Origin of the sequence: Mariniflexile sp. HMF6888 (assembly GCF_044335535.1) — a bacterium.
Taxonomy (GTDB): Bacteria; Bacteroidota; Bacteroidia; order Flavobacteriales; family Flavobacteriaceae; genus Mariniflexile.
The window spans coordinates 1,099,774-1,119,565 of sequence record NZ_JBIQVZ010000001.1; the positions used below are offsets into that span (position 1 = coordinate 1,099,774).

At 34.7% G+C, this 19,792-nt stretch carries 19 protein-coding genes; 14 read left to right on the forward strand and 5 right to left on the reverse strand.

Annotated elements, in window-relative coordinates; genetic code table 11:
* Positions 1-86 precede the first annotated feature (86 nt).
* The 13 genes from ACGLWY_RS04995 (at position 87) to ACGLWY_RS05055 (ending at position 10,606) form a co-directional block, all read left to right on the forward strand.
* Complete coding sequence (locus tag ACGLWY_RS04995) at positions 87-416, forward strand: iron-sulfur cluster assembly accessory protein (protein WP_117173402.1); 330 nt, start codon at positions 87-89, stop codon at positions 414-416.
* A gap of 113 nt (positions 417-529) precedes the next feature.
* Positions 530-709, forward strand: coding sequence for a four helix bundle protein (locus tag ACGLWY_RS05000; protein WP_396618633.1), 180 nt, complete (start codon positions 530-532; stop codon positions 707-709).
* Positions 709-822 carry a hypothetical protein gene (locus tag ACGLWY_RS05005; RefSeq protein ID WP_396618554.1) on the forward strand — a complete coding sequence of 38 codons (114 nt, stop codon included), beginning with the start codon at positions 709-711 and terminating at the stop codon, positions 820-822. The genes ACGLWY_RS05000 and ACGLWY_RS05005 overlap by 1 nt, the downstream gene beginning before the upstream one ends.
* A 29-nt stretch (positions 823-851) precedes the next feature.
* Positions 852-2,300: a Fe-S cluster assembly protein SufB gene (gene sufB / locus ACGLWY_RS05010; protein ID WP_396618555.1), complete on the forward strand. Its 1,449-nt coding sequence runs from the start codon at positions 852-854 to the stop codon at positions 2,298-2,300.
* A 69-nt stretch (positions 2,301-2,369) separates the two neighbouring features.
* Positions 2,370-3,122, forward strand: a complete 753-nt coding sequence (sufC, locus tag ACGLWY_RS05015; RefSeq protein ID WP_396618556.1) for a Fe-S cluster assembly ATPase SufC — start codon at positions 2,370-2,372, stop codon at positions 3,120-3,122.
* A 74-nt stretch (positions 3,123-3,196) separates the two neighbouring features.
* On the forward strand, positions 3,197-4,510 hold the full coding sequence (gene sufD / locus ACGLWY_RS05020; protein WP_396618557.1) for a Fe-S cluster assembly protein SufD: 1,314 nt from the start codon (positions 3,197-3,199) through the stop codon (positions 4,508-4,510).
* A gap of 125 nt (positions 4,511-4,635) precedes the next feature.
* A complete protein-coding gene (locus ACGLWY_RS05025) occupies positions 4,636-5,850 on the forward strand; it encodes an aminotransferase class V-fold PLP-dependent enzyme (protein ID WP_396618558.1) in 1,215 nt (404 codons plus the stop codon).
* A gap of 154 nt (positions 5,851-6,004) precedes the next feature.
* A complete protein-coding gene (locus ACGLWY_RS05030) occupies positions 6,005-7,075 on the forward strand; it encodes a zinc metalloprotease (protein ID WP_396618559.1) in 1,071 nt (356 codons plus the stop codon).
* A 110-nt stretch (positions 7,076-7,185) separates the two neighbouring features.
* Positions 7,186-7,614, forward strand: coding sequence for a hypothetical protein (locus ACGLWY_RS05035; protein WP_396618560.1), 429 nt, complete (start codon positions 7,186-7,188; stop codon positions 7,612-7,614).
* Positions 7,615-7,741: 127 nt separating this feature from the next.
* Positions 7,742-8,164 (forward strand): SufE family protein, encoded by a 423-nt coding sequence (locus ACGLWY_RS05040; protein WP_396618634.1) that lies wholly within the window; start codon positions 7,742-7,744, stop codon positions 8,162-8,164.
* Between the two features lie 90 nt (positions 8,165-8,254).
* Complete coding sequence (locus tag ACGLWY_RS05045; RefSeq protein ID WP_396618561.1) at positions 8,255-8,578, forward strand: DUF59 domain-containing protein; 324 nt, start codon at positions 8,255-8,257, stop codon at positions 8,576-8,578.
* Between the two features lie 82 nt (positions 8,579-8,660).
* Positions 8,661-9,167: a DUF2480 family protein gene (locus tag ACGLWY_RS05050; RefSeq protein WP_396618562.1), complete on the forward strand. Its 507-nt coding sequence runs from the start codon at positions 8,661-8,663 to the stop codon at positions 9,165-9,167.
* Positions 9,168-9,679: 512 nt separating this feature from the next.
* On the forward strand, positions 9,680-10,606 hold the full coding sequence (locus ACGLWY_RS05055) for a DUF3078 domain-containing protein (RefSeq protein ID WP_396618563.1): 927 nt from the start codon (positions 9,680-9,682) through the stop codon (positions 10,604-10,606).
* Positions 10,607-10,717: 111 nt separating this feature from the next.
* Here ACGLWY_RS05055 and ACGLWY_RS05060 read toward each other — a convergent pair whose 3' ends face one another.
* Both ACGLWY_RS05060 and hflX read right to left on the reverse strand, forming a co-directional pair.
* Positions 10,718-12,967, reverse strand: coding sequence for a transglycosylase domain-containing protein (locus ACGLWY_RS05060; RefSeq protein ID WP_396618564.1), 2,250 nt, complete (start codon positions 12,965-12,967; stop codon positions 10,718-10,720).
* 24 nt (positions 12,968-12,991) lie between these two features.
* Positions 12,992-14,203 (reverse strand): GTPase HflX, encoded by a 1,212-nt coding sequence (gene hflX, locus ACGLWY_RS05065; RefSeq protein WP_396618635.1) that lies wholly within the window; start codon positions 14,201-14,203, stop codon positions 12,992-12,994.
* A 75-nt stretch (positions 14,204-14,278) separates the two neighbouring features.
* Here hflX and ACGLWY_RS05070 point away from each other — a divergent pair, with 75 nt between their 5' ends.
* Positions 14,279-15,247 carry an endonuclease/exonuclease/phosphatase family protein gene (locus tag ACGLWY_RS05070; protein WP_396618565.1) on the forward strand — a complete coding sequence of 323 codons (969 nt, stop codon included), beginning with the start codon at positions 14,279-14,281 and terminating at the stop codon, positions 15,245-15,247.
* Here the strand turns inward: ACGLWY_RS05070 and ACGLWY_RS05075 are convergent, their stop codons facing one another.
* The 3 genes from ACGLWY_RS05075 to ACGLWY_RS05085 all read right to left on the reverse strand — a co-directional run bounded on the left by ACGLWY_RS05075 (position 15,248) and on the right by ACGLWY_RS05085 (position 19,650).
* Positions 15,248-15,625: a hypothetical protein gene (locus ACGLWY_RS05075; protein ID WP_396618566.1), complete on the reverse strand. Its 378-nt coding sequence runs from the start codon at positions 15,623-15,625 to the stop codon at positions 15,248-15,250.
* Positions 15,626-15,871: 246 nt separating this feature from the next.
* Positions 15,872-16,756, reverse strand: a complete 885-nt coding sequence (locus ACGLWY_RS05080) for a DUF5689 domain-containing protein (protein ID WP_396618567.1) — start codon at positions 16,754-16,756, stop codon at positions 15,872-15,874.
* 125 nt (positions 16,757-16,881) lie between these two features.
* Positions 16,882-19,650, reverse strand: coding sequence for a carboxypeptidase regulatory-like domain-containing protein (locus tag ACGLWY_RS05085; RefSeq protein ID WP_396618568.1), 2,769 nt, complete (start codon positions 19,648-19,650; stop codon positions 16,882-16,884).
* Positions 19,651-19,792: the final 142 nt, after the last annotated feature.

A 19,792-nucleotide genomic window follows, 5' to 3' on the forward strand; every position in this document is an offset into this window, starting at 1 on the left:
GACTTATATTGTATATTTGTACACTATTTAGAAATTGTCTTAATAAACCATTTATATAAGATGAATCTAAATCTAATTAAAAAAATATGATAAAAGTTTCTGAAACAGCTAAGAAAAAAGTTATCGAACTTATGCAAGAAGATGGCTATAACCCTGCAACCGACTACGTGCGTGTGGGTGTTAAGAGCGGTGGTTGTTCTGGGCTATCTTACGATTTAAAGTTTGATAAAGAAAATCAAGAAGACGATAAAGTATTTGTAGATAATGACGTTAAAATTATTGTTGACAAAAAGAGTTTCCTTTACTTGATAGGGACTACCTTAGAATATTCTGGAGGATTAAACGGCACCGGATTCGTGTTTAACAACCCAAATGCAAATCGCACTTGTGGATGTGGCGAATCGTTCTCTCTTTAAGTTCTAAAGTTGAAAGTTAATAAGTTTTAAAGTAAATAGCGAAATTTAATTCTTTTGAAGAAATAATATCATGGCAAAAGGCAAGAGAATTAAACAAAGACATTTACAATTTAATTAAAGAGAATAAATATTTTAACAACGATTTTGGTTTAAGAGACCAAATAAGAAGGTCAAGCATTTCAATATCTTCAAACATAGCTGAAGGTTTTGAAAGGGAGACCACTAAAGAGTTCATTCGCTTTTTATATATTGCTAAAACTACCCAGGAGAGTTTCGCTGGCAACTATATTTAGTGTATGATATAAATTATTTAAGTTCAGAAGAATTTGAAAAATTAAAGTTAAAAGTAAACGAAGTTTCAAAGTTAATTAGTGGTTTAATAAAGTACTTAAGCTCAACTTTATAACTTTTTACTTTACAACATTAATACTAATTATGAATAAATATACAGAAGACGATTTAAGAGAAGAGCTAAAAACCAAAGAATATGAATACGGATTTTATACCGATATTGCCTCCGACACATTTCCTATTGGTTTAAATGAAGATATTGTTCGTGCTATTTCACTTAAAAAAGAAGAACCAGAATGGATGACCGAATGGCGCTTGGAAGCCTTTCGTGCTTGGGAAAAGATGATAGAGCCAGAATGGGCAAACGTACGTTACACAAAACCCGACTTTCAAGCCATCTCCTATTATTCTGCCCCAAGTAGCAAACCAAAATATGATAGTTTAGATGAAGTTGACCCCGAGTTATTGGCAACATTTGCAAAACTTGGCATATCCTTAGATGAACAAAAAAAACTATCAGGTGTCGCCATGGATGTGGTAGTTGATTCCGTTTCGGTGGCGACCACATTTAAGAAAACGTTAGGTGAAAAAGGCATTATATTTTGTTCTATTTCTGAAGCATTGCGTGAGCATCCAGATTTAGTTAAAAAATACATTGGTACCGTTGTGCCCCAAAAAGACAATTTCTATGCCGCTTTAAACTCTGCCGTTTTTAGTGATGGAAGTTTCTGTTATATTCCAAAAGGGGTTCGTTGCCCTATGGAACTTTCAACCTATTTTAGAATCAATCAAGCAGGAACTGGGCAGTTTGAAAGAACTTTAGTGGTTGCCGATGCAGGTAGCTATGTTAGTTACCTTGAAGGTTGTACAGCGCCAAGTCGTGACGAAAATCAATTACATGCAGCCGTAGTAGAGTTAATTGCTTTAGACGATGCAGAAATAAAATATTCAACAGTACAAAACTGGTATCCAGGAAATGCAGAAGGCAAAGGCGGTGTTTTCAATTTTGTGACCAAACGTGGTTTATGTGAAAAAAACGCCAAAATCTCATGGACCCAAGTAGAAACTGGTAGTGCCATTACTTGGAAATATCCTTCATGCGTTTTAAAAGGTGACAATTCGGTTGGTGAGTTTTACTCTATTGCTGTAACGAACAACCACCAGCAAGCGGATACCGGAACGAAAATGATTCATTTAGGAAAAAACACCAAATCGACCATCATTTCAAAAGGTATTTCAGCAGGAAAATCACAAAACAGTTACCGCGGATTGGTTAAAATAAGTCCGAACGCAGATAACGCCCGTAATTTTTCGCAATGTGACAGTTTGCTAATGGGCAACGAGTGTGGTGCACATACCTTCCCTTATATAGAAGCAAAAAATAAAACAGCAAAAATAGAACATGAAGCGACGACCAGTAAAATAGGTGAAGACCAGATTTTCTATTGCAACCAACGTGGTATTGATACCGAAAAAGCCATCGCTCTTATTGTAAATGGGTTTAGTAAAGAAGTATTGAATAAACTTCCTATGGAGTTTGCTGTGGAAGCTCAAAAACTATTAGAAATAAGTTTAGAAGGCTCAGTAGGATAAAATAAAAATAGAAAAGCAAAGATAGATTCATAAGATTGAATCTTGAATTTTAAACTTTGAATAAAAAGTATGTTAAAAATTGAAAATTTACACGCAAGTGTTGAGGATAAAGCCATTTTAAGAGGCATAAATTTAGAAGTTAAAGCAGGAGAAGTACATGCAATTATGGGCCCAAACGGTTCTGGAAAAAGTACGTTGGCTTCAGTAGTTGCTGGAAAAGAAGAATACGAAGTAACTGAAGGAAATATCTTTTTTAACGGTGAAGACATCGACGAATTAGCAGCAGAAGAGCGTGCGCACAAAGGCGTATTTTTATCATTCCAATACCCTGTTGAAATACCAGGAGTATCAGTTACCAACTTCATGAAAACGGCCATTAATGAAACCCGTAAGGCGCAAGGTCTGGAAGAAATGCCCGCTAAAGATATGTTGAAGTTAATTCGTGAAAAATCGGAGTTATTGGAAATTGATAGGAAATTTTTATCACGTTCTTTAAACGAAGGATTTTCTGGTGGTGAAAAGAAACGTAACGAGATCTTTCAAATGGCCATGCTTGAACCTAAATTAGCCATTCTTGACGAAACAGATTCTGGTTTGGATATTGATGCACTTCGTATTGTAGCGAACGGCGTTAACAAACTTAAAAGTAAGGACAACGCTGTTATTGTAATTACACATTACCAACGGTTGTTAGATTACATCGTTCCAGATTTTGTCCATGTTTTGTACGATGGCCGTATTGTAAAGTCTGGTGGTAAGGAATTGGCACATGAACTTGAAGAAAAAGGCTACGACTGGATAAAAGAAGAAGTGAACGCATAAAACAAAGTAAACAGTCACAGTCGCAGTAATCAGAAGGACTGAAAACTGGGACTGAAAACTGAAAACTGAACAAAATGGATTTAAAAGAAAAATTAATATCATCCTTTTTAGCATTCGAAAACCAAGTAGATACAGATACCTATGTTCACGATGTTAGAAACGATGCTATCAAAATATTTGAAGAAAAAGGCTTTCCTTCTAAAAAAGAAGAAGCTTGGAAATACACGTCTTTAAACAGTATTTTAAAGGAAGATTATAGTGTATTCCCCAAACAAGAAAATGCTATAGAATACAACGACGTAAAAAAATATTTTATTCACGATATAGATACCTTTAATGTGGTGTTTATAGATGGAAGATATTCGTCACACCTATCGCAAACCACACACGATGGACTAGATGTTTGCTTAATGTCTGCCGCATTCTCAAAACCGAAATACCGTTTAGTCATTGAAAACTATTTTAATAAAGCGGCTACTAAAGATAGCTTACCTTCATTAAATACCGCATTTTCAAGTGAAGGTGCTTACATCCATATACCAAAAAACAAATTGGTTCAAAAGCCTATTCAAATTATTTATTTTTCAACAGGTAATGAATCCGCAACCATGTTGCAACCACGTAATTTAGTTGTGGTAGACGAGAATTCGCATGTACAAATTATAGAACGCCACCAAAGTTTAACCGATAATCCTGTTTTAACCAATAGCGTTACCGAAATTTTTGCGAACAAACGCGCTATTGTTGATTATTATAAAATTCAAAACGACAACTTAAATGCCAGCCTTATAGACAATACCTTTATAAAACAAAAGCAAGAAAGTGTTGCATCGGTGCATACTTTTGCCTTTGGCGGTAAATTAGTACGTAATAATTTGAATTTCTATCAAACGGGCGAACGCATTGAATCCACACTAAAAGGTGTCACCATTATTGGAGAGAAACAACATGTAGACCACAACACATTGGTGCACCATATAGAACCAAATTGCGAAAGCCATCAAGATTACAAAGGCATTTTTGGCGAAAACTCAACGGGGGTATTTAACGGTAAAATTATCGTTAATAAAGAAGCTCAAAAAACCAATGCGTTCCAAGCCAACAACAACATTTTAATAAGCGATAAGGCAACCATAAATACCAAGCCGCAATTAGAGATTTTTGCTGACGATGTGAAGTGTTCCCACGGTTGTACCATTGGGCAGTTAGACGAAAGCGCCATGTTTTATATGCGTTCGCGCGGTATTCCAGAAAAAGAAGCCAAAGCCCTTTTAATGTATGCTTTTAGTAATAACGTGTTAAGTTCGGTTAAAATTCCAGAAATTAAACAACGCATTACTAAAATTATCGCCAACAAATTAGGTGTTAAAATTGGGTTCGACCTATAATTCCCTCGCAAGAGGAAATCTCATGATAAAAATTATTAATTTTTTTTGAAGCTAATCCCGCTTTCGGCAGTCGCTCTCTGCGAGGAGCTCCAACAAATGCCTCAATCGGGGCTAAACATACAATCATGTTCAACGTAGAAAACATACGAAAAGATTTTCCAATACTTTCCAGAAAGGTAAATGGAAAACCCTTAGTGTATTTTGACAATGCTGCAACATCACAAACTCCACAACAGGTTATTGATGTTATTGTAGACTATTATTCAAACTATAATGCCAATATACATAGAGGTGTACATGCTTTGAGTCAAGAAGCTACCGACAAATATGAACAAGCTCGAAAAAAAATACAAACCCATTTCAATGCCAAATTTGCACACGAGATTATATTTACCTCGGGTACAACACATGGCATTAATTTAGTCGCCAATGGATTTTCATCTCTGTTAAAGAAAGGTGACGAAATAATTGTTTCAGCTTTAGAACACCATAGCAATATTGTGCCTTGGCAAATGCTTTGCGAACATACTGGCGCTATTTTAAAAGTTATCCCTATGAACCAAGAAGGGGAATTGGTGATGACAGAATTTGATAAACTACTAACAGAAAATACCAAACTTGTTTTTGTTAATCATATTTCAAATGCTTTAGGAACCGTCAACCCTATTGAATATATTATTGAAAAAGCGCATCAAGTTGATGCTGCTGTTTTAATTGATGGTGCACAATCTTGTCCACACATTAAACCAGACGTTCAGGCGTTGGATGTCGATTTTTATGTAGCATCGGCCCATAAAATGTGCGGACCAACAGGACAAGGCATGTTGTATGGCAAAGAAATTTGGTTAAATAAACTACCTCCTTACCAAGGTGGTGGCGAAATGATTGCCGAAGTAACCTTTGAGAAAACCACCTATGCCGATTTGCCTCATAAATTTGAAGCAGGAACCCCAAATATTTGTGGTGGCATCGCTTTTGGAGCAGCTATCGATTATATGAATGCCATTGGCTTTGATGTTATTGCAAAATATGAACATGAGCTTTTAGAATACGCCACCAATCAATTGTTGCAAATTGAAGGTTTAAAAATATACGGCACTTCAAAACATAAAACCTCCGTAATCTCTTTTAACTTAGAAGGTATCCATCCATATGATGTTGGTACTATTTTAGATAAATTAGGCATTGCGGTCCGTACAGGTCACCATTGCGCACAACCTATTATGGATTATTTTAAAATTCCAGGAACCGTTCGTGCTTCTTTTACTTTTTACAATACCAAAACTGAAATTGATGCTTTGGTTGCAGGTGTTAAAAAAGCAAAAATGATGCTTTCGTAACCCTATCTCCCGAATTAATTTTTATATTATATTGTTGTATATTTAACAAAAAGATGCTTTTTGTCGAATAATTAACATATTTTTTGCAAAAAAATTCGCTATTTTCTAAAAATAGTATATCTTCATCACCGACTAATTCAAATTTATATTAAAAATGAAAAAAAATTTTTTAAGTATGGCTGTTATAGCACTACTATTTACAGCATGCGACAATGACAAAAATGAGGTTGTTCAGGAACAACAAATTGACATGAGCGACTTTTATGTCTTCACCGATGTTAATGAAGATTTAAGTTCTAAATCCGTTGATTCAAAGAAAACGCTTAAAACTTGTTACACCATGAATGTTCTAAACAAGCAACTTATTGAAAATCCGGGTTTAGAAAAGAAAATGTATGACATTGAGCTTCATACACGCCAATTCTTAACTGCCAAAGGCAAACCTGGAGGTGACAGTGGAAAACCAGGTGGTGGAAGCGGAGACACAGATATTGATGTACTACCCATTGATGACGGTTTAGGCACCATAAATATTCCTGTGTATATTCACATTGTATTACCTAATGCTAACGATGTGACAAACTCACAAGTACAATCACAAATAAATGTTTTAAATAGTGATTTTAATAGTCCTAATACTAACTTGCTACCTTCAGGCGCTACGAATTTTGTGAATGATGCTACAACTACCGATGTTAACTTTACGTTAGCTGGTACGTTTAGACATAACAACAATACAGCATCTTGGGGGACAAATAACGCCATAAAATCGGCATACCCGCCTATTACTCCAGAAACCCATTTAAATATTTGGGTATGTAATATTGGTGGAGGTATCTTAGGATATGCACAATTTCCAGGAGGAAATTCAAATACCGATGGTGTTGTATTACTATACTCTAGTTTACCAGGTGGTTCTGCAGCACCTTATAATTTAGGAAGAACTGCAACCCATGAGGTTGGTCATTACTTAAATTTACGTCATATTTGGGGCGATGGAAGATGTAGACAAGATGATTTTGTTACAGACACTCCTAGTTCAGACGGTGCAAATTATGGCTGTCCTTCCTATCCAACAATTAACTGTAGCTCAGCAGACATGACCATGAACTATATGGACTATACGGATGATGCTTGCATGTACATGTTTACAGACGGACAAAGAAACAGAATGCGTGCTATTTTCACTTCAGGTGGTTCAAGAGCTGCTATGGCTGGAAATTAAAAGCTTTATTAATAAATTATTGAAAAAGGCGCCAAGTTTGGCGTCTTTTTTGTAATATTAAACATAGTACGCATACTGACTTTTTTGATTGAAACAATAAATATAAACAGATGAAATTCTTAATAATTTTTATGTCATTCCTTTTTATAGAACATGGTTGTGCGCAAGAAAAGATTAACCAAGATGCTCTTTCTTTGGAGTATTCAGCACATTCTAGAGGAACTTTCAAACATATTACAATCAACAAAAAAAGCATTTCAGCAGTAAACAAAAGAGGTGGGACTCCAATTGTTAAATCATGTACGGAAACTGATTGGGAAACCATTTTAAAAACCTTAAAGCATGTTGACATTGAAAACATTCCAAACCTGAAAGCGCCTTCAGAAAATCGTTTCTTCGATGGTGCCGCTATAGCCAGCTTAAAAATCACTTATGATGGTAAAACCTATGAAAGCCAAAGTTTCGATCATGGCAATCCTCCTAAAAAAATAGCACAACTTGTTAAAGAAATCTTATCAATTTCAGAAAACATTGAATAGCAATATTAGTTATTGTATTTTTGCGGTATAAATTGCTGTCAGGTCGAACGTTGTCGAGACCTAATTATGCTTATACGAATACAAAAAACGACCTCTCGACTACAGGGGTACTTATAAAATGTTAAAAGTGACTATTGAAGACATACAAAAAGAAATAATAGACGAATTCTCAATGTTTGAAGATTGGGAAGAACGCTACCAGTATATGATTGATTTGGGGAAAGATTTACCCTTAATTGACGACCAATACAAAACCGACAGCAACATTATTAAAGGTTGCCAAAGTAAGGTTTGGGTTCATGCCGAAATGAAAGACGATAAAATAGAATTTACTGCTGATAGTGATGCCATTATCACCAAAGGTATTATTGCTATTTTAATACGCGTATTTTCAAATCAGCACCCAAAAGATATTATTGATGCCGATACTGATTTTATTGATAAAATTGGTTTAAAAGAACATTTATCACCTACCCGAGCCAATGGTTTGGTTAGCATGATAAAACAATTAAAAATGTATGCCATTGCATACCAAACACAGTTAAAATAGGGTTAGGAGGTTAAAGTTTATGAGTTTATTCAGCTAAATCACGTTTAAACCATAAACTTATAAACTTATAAACCCATAAACTTATAAAAAATGAGCGAAGCAATTGATACCACTGTACTAGGCGAAAAAATAGTAAATGTGCTAAAAACCATTTACGATCCGGAAATCCCCGTAGATATCTATGAATTAGGTTTAATTTATGATGTATTTGTAAATGAAGATTACGATGTGAAAATCTTAATGACACTAACAACACCCAACTGTCCCGTAGCAGAAACATTACCTTTGGAGGTTGAAGAAAAAATTAAATCATTAAACGAAGTAAAAAGTGCTGAAGTTGAAATTACTTTCGATCCGCCCTGGACACAAGATTTAATGAGCGAAGAAGCTAAATTGGAATTAGGAATGCTTTAGCATAGTTTGCAGTTTTAAGTCGCGGTATTCAGTACTCAGTAAGCAGTATTCAGTAAGCAGTAATCAACTTAACACACTCATTTTGAAGGACGACATAATAAATCGCGTTGCAAATAGCGCATTAGTGACTATCAACCTTGAGGATTACTATCCTAAAGGAGACCGTATATTGTTTGATATTAAAGATTGGCTTTTTGAGGGGTTTGTGTTACGCGAAAAAGACTTTAGAAACCAAGTTGCCGAATATGACTGGTCACGATACCAAGATTGCTATGTAGCATTAACTTGTAGTAGTGATGCCATTATACCAGGTTGGGCTTATATGCTTATTAGTATCCAACTTGAACCATTTGCAAAAAAAACCGTCATTGGCAATCTTGAAGTTTTAGAAACTTCTATCTATCAAGATGTTTTAGCTAATTTAGATGTAACAGAATTTACAAATAAACCCTTGATTATTAAGGGCTGCTCTAAAAAACCCGTACCTCAAAATGCCTATATCATGCTTGCTTCAAAATTAAAACCCATTGCAAAATCTATCATGTATGGTGAAGCCTGCTCGTCTGTTCCTCTTTACAAAAACAAATAACCTTAATGTGACTTCACAATAAAACCCTGCCTTAGAGACTGTTTCAATTTTGTTTTTGGAATATTTTATAGGGTATTTTTTTGTCAGACAGGGTCGAGCGTATAAAAAAGGTCTGGGAGACCTTTTTAGTGAAGGAGCCAGGCTGCCGCAAGGGAGATTCATAGCCATAGCTATGGACCGAAAAATAGCTGATGTATGACGGAAAAAGGCACATAAAAGAGCCAAAGGATAAAACTTAAACAGCCTCTTAATCTGTAATTATTTTAAGACATAAATTGTAGCTTGTTTAATTTAAAATTATATTTGCACCATTGAACTCATCTTGACTTTTTGTTTTTAACCGAAAATGAGATAAAATTTGTATAGATAAGGCACTTTTTGCAAGGCATAGCATCGCTACGCATAAAAAAAGTAACGAAATATGTATAAATTTTACCATTCCTGCCGGCAGGCAGGCAGGTTTTAGGAAATAGAAAAAGTCAAGATGAGTTCATTCTATAAACACTAAAAAAATGAAAAAAACCTTTTTATTATTTGCATTCTTTATTGGTATAGTGACCGTAAACGCACAAACAAAAGAAGAACTTCAGGCCCAAAAAGCCGAAAAACAAGCTGCAGCAAATGCTTTACAAGCTGAAGCAAAGGCTTTACAGGCACAAATTGATGCCCTACCAGGTTGGAGAGTAGGTGCATTTGGTACTATTGGAGGTAGTTTATCCAACTTCAGCAAATGGTATGCACAAGGGGCTCCAAATAACTCATCTGGTAATATAGGCTTTACTTTTAACGGTCATGCCAATTTAATCCAAGAAAAATTCTTTTGGAGAAATGCTTTAACTACCAATTTAAACTGGGTAAAATTAGACAACAAAGATATTGATACCGATGACGATAGTTTCAAACCAACAACCGATGTTTTTAATATTTCATCTTTATACGGAAGAAACATCACTAAAACATTGGCTGCTTCTGGATTAATGGAATACAGAACAACCATTTTAGACAACTTTAACGATCCTGGTTATTTAGATTTAGGTATTGGTGCTACATGGACGCCTATTAATAATTTAATAGTGGTGATTCACCCTTTAAACTATAACTTTGTATTTAGTGAGGGTGAAACTGTTTTCGAATCGTCTCTTGGTGCTAAAATTGTAGCCGATTATACCCGACAAATTAGTGCTATTAACTTTAAAACAAACCTATCGATGTTTCAAAGTTACAAAAGTAGCAACTACTCTAACTGGACTTGGAACAACTCATTTAGCTACACGCTTTGGAAAATGATTGGTGTTGGTTTTGATTTTGGCTTGAGAAACAACAAACAAGAGGCTTTAAACTATGCCTTAGCACAAACACCTGCCACAGCAACAGGTTTTGATGATGTTGATAACGATTTACAAACTTACTATACCATTGGGTTGAGTTATAAATTTTAACCCTTTTCATTTATAAAAACCAAAAGAGGTTGTCTTCTATAAGTCCTTTAAATTTAATTTAAAACTAGACTTTTTAGAAGACAGTCTCTTTTTTACATAAATTATAATATTCTATTTCTTTTTAAATTTTCGCGCTTTCTTTTTACTGCCAAAAATTCTTTTTAGAAATCCATCTCGTTTTTCGGAATCGCAGTTTAAATCATCTATCACTTCTTGTGAAGGCGTTTCAAACTGACTATTAGTAATGGCATTAAACTGAGCGTCTGCATTCAGTTTCTGATAAAATTTAGCAAAAATCGGTAATGCCGAATTAGCACCTTGCCCAATACCTGTAGTTTTAAACCCAATACTATGGTTATCGTTGCCTACCCAAGTTACAGTAACCAATTTGGGCGTTATCCCAACAAACCACCCATCTTTATTTTCTTGTGTGGTTCCTGTTTTTCCTGCTATGTCATTTTTAAGGCTATAGGTTGTTCGTAATCTGCTTGCAGTTCCCACATTTATGGTAGACTGCATCATTTGCAGCAGTATCTGCCTTGTGTAATCGCTATAAGCTTGTTCTTTGCTTATTTCAGGCTTAAAAGAAGCAATAAGGTTGCCATTTTTATCTTCAATCTTAGTAATAGCGTAGGGTTTTACACTTCTACTCGCATTTACATAACTTGCATAAGCCCCTGTAAGTTCTTTTAAATTTATTTCGGCAACACCTAATGCTAGTGATGGTTGTTCGGGCAATTCTTTACTAATGCCCATTTTATTTGCTTGTTCCATAACCTTCACTATCCCCACTTCATTTAAAACCTTTACAGCAATGGTATTAACCGAGTTACTTAAAGCCATTTCCAAATTATAATTGAGATATGGATCCCCAGTCTCATTACCAGAATTAGTGGGTGTCCAGTTATCAAAATCGGTATAGGTAACTTCTGATAACGAAAAATACGTACATGGTTTCATGCCATTTTCGATAGCCGCCGTATATACAAAAGGCTTAAATGTAGAACCTACTTGCCGTTCACTTTGCGATACATGATCGTATTTAAAAAAGCGGTAATCAATACCTCCTATATAAGTTCTTATAGCTCCTGTACTCGGTTCGATGGCCAACATACCCGTATTTAAAAATTTTAAATAATGTTTTAAGCTATCAATTGCAGAAACATTTTGTATCGTATCCCCTGTCCAGTTAAATAATTCCGTTTTACGTTTTACCGAAAGCGAATCCACTATTTGTTTTTCTGACAATCCTGATGCTTTATATGATTTATAAACGGGAAGCTTTTTTAAGGAAGCAAAAACAGTGGCTTTATGGTTCCAAGGTGCTGTTTTTCCAAAAGAAGCTTCATGGGTATGCTGCAAATCGGTGAGGTGTTCTTTCATAGATGTTTCGGCAAGTCCCTGCATGGTAGCATCTAAAGTGGTATGAACTACTAAACCATCTGTATACAAATCATAAGCTTCACCGTTCGGCTTTTTAAGTGTATCCAATATCGCTGTTAATTCCTTTTTAACTTCAGCCCTAAAATAGGGCGCCAATCCTACATCATGATTAAATGATTTATACTGCAGCTCTATATTTTGGTTAGAAAGCAAATCAACAGAGTCTTGAGACATATATCCATATTTATGCATTTGTCGAAATACCACATTTCGTCGTGATTGACAGCGCTCCAAATGAAGTCTTGGATTGTAATAGTTGGTTGCTTTTAAGGTTCCAACAAGTGTTGATGCTTCGGAATGCGTTAATGCCGATGCCGACTTATTAAAAAATTTGAGCGACGCACTTTCAATACCATACGTATTGTCTGGAAACGGTACGGTGTTAATATATAGCGTTAAAATATCTTTTTTTGAATAAATGGTTTCAATACGTTTGGCAATAATCGACTCCTTAAACTTATTGATTAGCATGCTAAACATGGCATAATCTTTCCTTTCAAATAGATTTTTAGCAAGTTGAAGTGTAATCGTACTGCCACCTCCTGCCGATTTATCCCGTAAAATAATGCTTTTAAAAAATACACGCATTAAACTTACATTATCAACCCCATCATGCTCATAAAAACGTGTGTCTTCCGTAGCTATTAAAGCATCAATAAGGTGTTTGGGTAAGTCTTCAAACTTTAGCGGTTGCCTATCATAAATATAATATTTCCCTATTAGGCGTCCTTCTTTATCTAATACCCGTGTCGCCTCAGCCTGCTTTATAGAGCTTAAGTCTTCTTTTGTGGGTAGTTTCCCAAAAAAACCCAACAATACGCTTATATATATAATGGCAAAAAAAGCGATAATGGAAGCACCACTAAAAAACAACCACTTAAACCATCTTTTTTTTAATAATGATAAAATCCAATTCATTTAGTGATTTGCTTTTATTTCACACTACAAAGTGTCTTCGTAGTCGGGGTACAAAAATTTATTATAAGGAAAACGCGTAATATGAATTTCACGAACTTCATCGTAAACACGTTTTTTAAAATCTTCGATGTTTTCTTTATTTATTGCCGAAATAAACAAGGCATTATTACCTACTTTGCTCATCCATGTACTTTTCCATTCGTTTAGTGAATAATGCTTTTTGGTACGCTCGGTTTCTAAATCATCTGAATCTAAAGGCTCTGCTTTATAAGCATCAATTTTATTGAACACCATGATAGTTGGCTTATCGGAACTTTTTATTTCGCCTAAAACTTTATTTACAGACTCTATATGCTCTTCAAAATTTGGATGCGAAATGTCTACCACATGCAGCAGCAAATCAGCTTCTCTAACCTCATCAAGCGTTCCTTTAAAACTTTCTACCAATTGGGTAGGCAGTTTTCTAATAAACCCAACGGTGTCGCTTAATAAAAACGGTAAATTTTGAATGACCACTTTTCTAACGGTGGTATCTAACGTTGCAAATAGTTTGTTTTCGGCAAATACATCACTTTTACTTATTACATTCATTAACGTCGATTTTCCAACATTCGTATAACCTACCAATGCGACACGAACCATAGCACCACGGTTACCGCGTTGTACCGACATTTGTCTGTCTATGGTTTTTAATTTTTCTTTAAGTAAGGCTATTTTATCACGTACTATACGTCTATCGGTTTCAATTTCGGTTTCACCAGGTCCACGCATTCCAATACCCCCTTTTTGACGCTCAAGATGCGTCCACATACCTCGCAATCGGGGCAGTAAATATTCACATTGTGCCAATTCTACTTGCGTTCTGGCATAACTGGTTTGGGCACGTTGCGCAAAAATATCGAGGATTAAATTGGTCCTGTCTAATACTTTACAATTTAGGATTTTACTAATGTTGCGTTCCTGTGCTGACGATAACTCATCATCAAAAATAGCAGTACCCACTTCATGTTCTTCAATATATTTACGAACATCTTCTATTTTACCAGTTCCAATAAAGGTTCTTGGATCTGGTCTTTCCATTTTTTGGGTAAAGCGTTTCACTACCTCACCACCAGCGGTAAAGGTTAAAAACTCCAACTCATCTAAATATTCTCGAGATTTAACTTCGTCTTGTTCTTTAGTTATAATACCTATTAAAACGGCTTTTTCTAAAGTAATATCTTTCTTTTCTAACATAAAATAAACGTAATGTGCAAAGTTACATAATTGCATTCACTTTAATTTTTATATTTTTAGTGATTATTTTGACTTATGACCGACTATTCTGAAGACAATTTAGTACGCAACGATTTACAAACCGTGGCATTTTACAATCTTGAAAACTTATTCGATTTTTATGACGATTCACGAACTGGCGATAATGATTTTTTACCAATTTCCGCAAAAAAATGGACATTTAAGCGTTACGAAAACAAACTTAGAAAATTAAGTTTTGCCATTTCTAACATTGGAAAAAAAGAAACAGGTAAACATCCTGCTATTGTTGGTTTGGCAGAGGTTGAAAACGCGAAAGCCATTCAAGATTTAATAGCCTATAAACATTTAGGAGACTGTCATTACAATTATGTGCATTACGATTCTTTAGATGAACGTGGCATTGATGTCGCTTTGATATATGATACGACTGCTTTTGAAGTCACACATTCTGAAGTTTTTAGAATTCATTTAATTGATGAAGATGGAACACCAGATTATACTAGGGATATTCTGTTGGTTTCTGGGTTTTTGGATGGTGAATTTATTCATATTGTAGTAAACCATTGGTCGTCTAGACGTGAAGGGGAAAAAGAAACAGAACCTAAACGCATGGCTTCATCACATAAAGTATCCGAAATAATTGCCAATTTACGTTTAGAAGATGCCGATGCTAAAATTATTATTATGGGCGATTTTAACGACGACCCCTCTAGCAATAGTATGAAGCAATTGGTTAGAACTTCTAATTTGTACAACCCTATGGAAACTTTACGTTCTTTTAGCAGGGGCACCACATACCACAACCGTCAATGGAATTTATTTGACCAAATTATATTTTCTACTAATTTTTTTGAAAATACTCCAAACACATTTGAATTTGAAATGGCCAATATTTTTGATGATGATTTTCTAAAACTTTTTAGTGGTAGTTTTAAAGGCACCCCTTTTAGAACCTATGTTGGCAAAAAATACATGGGCGGTTATAGTGACCATTTTCCTGTATATGCTATTTTTAAGAAGTGATTAAGTTGCTTGAAAAAGAATAAGAACTAGTACTAAAACACCAACAGGTAACAATAAAAGCAACCAGATATTATGTTGTGGTTTTATTTTTTTGTTCATTTTAGCATGTATCATCATGCGTCTTTTACCTGTGTACTGCATCCAGTTTTTAAAAAACACAAATCCTGAAACCAAAACAAACAGCGTCCATGCTTTCTCTTTGCTCATGGTTGTCACATTCATTTGATTAAAAAATTTCGCAAAGAAAACACCCAAAAGCAATAACAATGCACATTGCAATATCGAGATATAAGCAATAGCAATACTATTGGATTTTTGTTTGTATTTGGGTTTGAAAAAGGTAAATATGCTGTAGAATAGGGTATCGAAAGTGTTCATTTTTGGTTAGGTTTTTTTGTTGGGTTGCGCTTTATTCTTATTTTTCGATCAACCGCTTTTCAATTCAAAAGATTAGATTAAAATCAAAAACTCAAGATGAGTTCAATGACAAGCCAATAAATGTACTCATTATCTCTATATCTTTCGAAAACAAAAACAGTTAACAAAAAAAAGACCGCCAAAAACAGTCTTTTTTTATAATGAGGTGTTATTATCAAGGTTTCCAGTAAAGAGATAATCTTCAAATTACGGGTCGCAACGGTTACCATCCATAACCACATCATCTGTAGAATTTAAGTTTATTACTAAATTATAACCATTATACGTTTTATTAATAATTCCAGATATAGTGCCTTTTCCATGAGTTGGCAAGATAATATTCTTAAAAGAAGCAAATGAACTAGATTCCAAAATAAATGATGCTGAATCTCCACAACTTTCAATGGGTCGTTGAGAATCGAAATCATCGGTAGGGTCTACATAAGAATGGCCTGCTAAACCTATTGGAAATTGTACATCTAATAATTTTACAAACATACCAATATGGGCTTCTGTAATTTGTGATAAACTTAATTCTTTAGGAACAAGAGTTTCTGTTGTTGCAGATCTAAATAGGTGATCTGGTATTTGGTTTGCAGTCATTGCTAAAATATCGTTATCGGACGTATCAAACTTGCCTCCAATAGTTATTACATCGTCACCTGTATTAGTTTCGCCTATGTATAAATCTTTTAAATAAATATAAACCTCTCTTCCTATATTGAATTGATTGTAAGTGTCTCCCTGATTTAAAACAATCTTAAGTGTTGAAGTAGGATTTGTTGGGTTGTCTTGAATAAAGAATTCTTTGTAAAAATTCCCTGTTTCATCACTTGAAGACACATAACCTTTTACTGCAATTTCAGAAATTATTTGAGTGGCTTCATATGGAACAAAGTTATTTTTTACTTCTGCAATGGTTTGCAACTGAACTTGACCACTTTCTATTTTACCTAATAACTTTGTCAGTCCTTCATTCTCATCATTTCCTAAGCTTTTAGGCACTGTAAAACTATCATCTTGTACACATGAGGTGATAGCAAAACCAGCCACTACAGCCAGTATTAACATTAAACTTTTATTTGTTCTCATAGTCTTTAATATTATTCGTTTATTTGTTTATTCTGAATTCAAAATTCAGAATATGGTGTCGCTTTATTTTCATGGGTGTTTGTAAACAAACTTCTTTTTTGTAGTGATTTCATAGTGTTTTTTTTTTAAAATCTTAGGTAAAAGTTAACGAAGTAATTAGCACCACGGACGTACCAATATTTATTTCCGAATATGCGGGCAGGATTTGCATTATCATCTCTTAATTCACGGTAATTGGCATTTCTTCCTTGTTCAAATCCTCCTGTTTTGTACTCTTTATCTAAAAGGTTTCCTATGCTTGCAAAAAAGCCTATATACTTGCCACCAATTTTCCAAGATTTACCTCCAACAAGGTTTATAACCATATAATCATCAAATTTTTCTTGTTTCAGAAGTGCTCTCGCAATAGCTTCATCATAATCGTTAAATGGCAAACCATCAGCATCTAAATAAAAATTCTCAGTTCTTGTTAAGGTATTGATATCTACATACGCATTTGTGAAAAAATTTGCTGTTGCACCAAACCACCAGTAATCTGGATCTCTATATTCAAACCCAATGGAATAGGCACGTTGTGGTCCTCCAGCAATTTTATAATCTTTCAAATTAGCTTGTCCATAAGATATGGAGCCACTTGATGATGTAAAATTAGCAGATGTTAAATACAGCTCTGGATTATTATCATATGTAAATTGACCCACAGAAGCAGCTCCTTTTAGTTTAATAGTTGGTGTTACCTGTGCTTCAATACCTAATTCTGTACCTATATTCTTTTTATCAATCCCTTGTAACACTTCTTGAACAAAAGCTGAAGTATCATTATCTTCTATATCTTCTCCACTTAAACCATCAGCGAAATAGAAACCAACTTCGTTAGCATCTTCAATTTTAGAATAGTACGCCGTTAATTTTACTTTTACTATGGGCGAACAGAAAATATAACTTGCATCCATAGCAGTTACTTTTTCTTCTTCTATATTCCTAACTATATCATGATTTTCTCTGGAGTTTGAATAGGTATTGCGTAACGATGGTGCTTTGGTAATATACCCGCTATTCACATCTATTAAATGCTTTCCTGTTATTTTATAGGTAACTCCTGCTTTAGCACCAAAACCATTAAAAGTCAACGCTTCGCCTTTACCATGAGACAACGCCCCCGGAAACCTACTGTGTTCCCATAAACCTTCTCTTTGGTAGCTTGTATTTGTTGCACTACCTGAAAGATAAAAATCGATTTTATTGTATTTAAATTGTGCTTGTGCATAACCTGAAATAACATTGGCAAATAAATTGTAGTTGTATCTATATGTATCGCCTTCACCTACAACTCTATCTGGATTTTGGGAGTCGTATTGGTAGTTATCAAAAGAATCTACATTTAAGACCCCCGTATTTGAACCTAACAAGTCCAAAATTTCTCCAAAATTTTCAGATTTCAATTTTTTATAGTTCACAGAAGCGTTTACTATAATATTTTGATTGATTTCTGAATTCAAAATTGAATTTAATGTAAGTAGTTTATCGTCATTCCTATCCTCATACAATACATAAGCAGCTGTTGTGCCTGTAACATTGTTGGTAAGGTTGGCGTCATAAATTCTGTTCCAATCTATTTGTCCGTTATTTAAAAATTCTTGTTCTGCTTCATAGGCTCCAGATGTATCAGGTCCATCGGGATCTGACAAAAAATAACTTGGTAATTTTTGGTAGTACGTTGGACTTGGGTTAGCGCCTCCTGCATAATCTAACCTACTATTACCAACCTGTCCAAATTGATAACCAACGTTGGTATTTAACTTTGTTTTTTTAGAAATATCCCAATAATGGTTTAGCATCAAAATGGGCTCTTCTACTTTTTTTATACGCGAATTGCGCTTTTCCCCATCTTGCCAACCCCAATAATCGTTATACTTTATGTCTTTTAAATCGTATACTTCCTGAGTGTTTGGCGACGATTTCCCACGTCTGTTTGGTGCGTAAATAGCTGTGATATTTAAACTATGCTTATCTCCAAATTGTTTCTCTATAGAGACAAAAAATGAATTGGCATCATAAAACGTGGCATTTTGATAGCCTTCGTTACCCCAACGTCTCGATGCCATCATGGCCATAGACCAGCCATTTTTCATTAAACCGGTTGCATAACTTGTCATCGCTCTATTGGTATAACTTCTATTGGAAAATGAATAGGTAATTTGCCCACCTTCACGATAATTGGAGGCTCTGGTATTCATATTGGTGGTTCCTAAAATACCTCCAAAATTATACGCCGATGGAGTTAAACCTGAAGTCAATTCTTGGTTTCTTAGCATATCGTTTAATCCGCCCCAGTTGCTCCATTGTGGTCTACCATCATATACCTTGTTCATTTCAATGCCATTAATCAGTACTGAACCGTTTTCAGAATCCAATCCTCGTACTCTAAAAAACGACGAGCTAAATTCGAATGCTGCAGTACGTTGAAACACATCTAGGGATGATGATAATAACCCAGAAATGTTGTCTGAACCACTGGTATCGTCGTTCAATTCATCATCGGAAAGGGTAATGGTAAATAAATCTTGAGAACTTGTAATATCAAATTCTAAAGTCATATCGGCAATGTTTACTGTTCTGGCTTCATTTACAACTATAGAATATCGCTTGGTAATATAACCTACTTTAGAAATTCTTAAAACCTGCTCACCCAAAGGCACATTTGCAGAAAACGCAAAGATCCCTTTAGCATCTGTTTGTGTTGTTTGATCTGTTTCTTCTATAGTGACAGAAACATTTGGGATTGGTTCAAAAGACACTGCGTCTTTTACACTGCCTTTTACAATGGTTTGTTGTGCAAAACCCGTGAAAATTGAAAACATTCCAAATAAAGAAATAAATAGTCTTTTTTTCATACGTAAACATCTATTGTTTTAAAGGTTATATGATATCGCTTTATTTGAATAAGTGTTTACACGCAAATTTTTGTTGAAGCAATTTCATACTGAAATTAAAAGTTGTAAGTTAAATAATATTAGTTTAATAATCTAATTACTA

Excerpts from the sequence above, each read along its gene's own strand:
- ACGLWY_RS05060 (WP_396618564.1), bottom strand. The coding sequence starts at position 12,967 with ATGAATTGGATTTTATCATTATTAAAAAAAAGATGGTTTAAGTGGTTG.
- ACGLWY_RS05055 (WP_396618563.1), top strand. The coding sequence starts at position 9,680 with ATGAAAAAAACCTTTTTATTATTTGCATTCTTTATTGGTATAGTGACC.
- ACGLWY_RS05085 (WP_396618568.1), bottom strand. The coding sequence starts at position 19,650 with ATGAAAAAAAGACTATTTATTTCTTTATTTGGAATGTTTTCAATTTTC.
- ACGLWY_RS05075 (WP_396618566.1), bottom strand. The coding sequence starts at position 15,625 with ATGAACACTTTCGATACCCTATTCTACAGCATATTTACCTTTTTCAAA.
- ACGLWY_RS05035 (WP_396618560.1), top strand. The coding sequence starts at position 7,186 with ATGAAATTCTTAATAATTTTTATGTCATTCCTTTTTATAGAACATGGT.
- ACGLWY_RS05070 (WP_396618565.1), top strand. The coding sequence starts at position 14,279 with ATGACCGACTATTCTGAAGACAATTTAGTACGCAACGATTTACAAACC.
- sufD (WP_396618557.1), top strand. The coding sequence starts at position 3,197 with ATGGATTTAAAAGAAAAATTAATATCATCCTTTTTAGCATTCGAAAAC.
- ACGLWY_RS05045 (WP_396618561.1), top strand. The coding sequence starts at position 8,255 with ATGAGCGAAGCAATTGATACCACTGTACTAGGCGAAAAAATAGTAAAT.
- sufC (WP_396618556.1), top strand. The coding sequence starts at position 2,370 with ATGTTAAAAATTGAAAATTTACACGCAAGTGTTGAGGATAAAGCCATT.
- ACGLWY_RS05030 (WP_396618559.1), top strand. The coding sequence starts at position 6,005 with ATGAAAAAAAATTTTTTAAGTATGGCTGTTATAGCACTACTATTTACA.
- ACGLWY_RS05025 (WP_396618558.1), top strand. The coding sequence starts at position 4,636 with ATGTTCAACGTAGAAAACATACGAAAAGATTTTCCAATACTTTCCAGA.
- sufB (WP_396618555.1), top strand. The coding sequence starts at position 852 with ATGAATAAATATACAGAAGACGATTTAAGAGAAGAGCTAAAAACCAAA.
- ACGLWY_RS04995 (WP_117173402.1), top strand. The coding sequence starts at position 87 with ATGATAAAAGTTTCTGAAACAGCTAAGAAAAAAGTTATCGAACTTATG.
- ACGLWY_RS05080 (WP_396618567.1), bottom strand. The coding sequence starts at position 16,756 with ATGAGAACAAATAAAAGTTTAATGTTAATACTGGCTGTAGTGGCTGGT.
- hflX (WP_396618635.1), bottom strand. The coding sequence starts at position 14,203 with ATGTTAGAAAAGAAAGATATTACTTTAGAAAAAGCCGTTTTAATAGGT.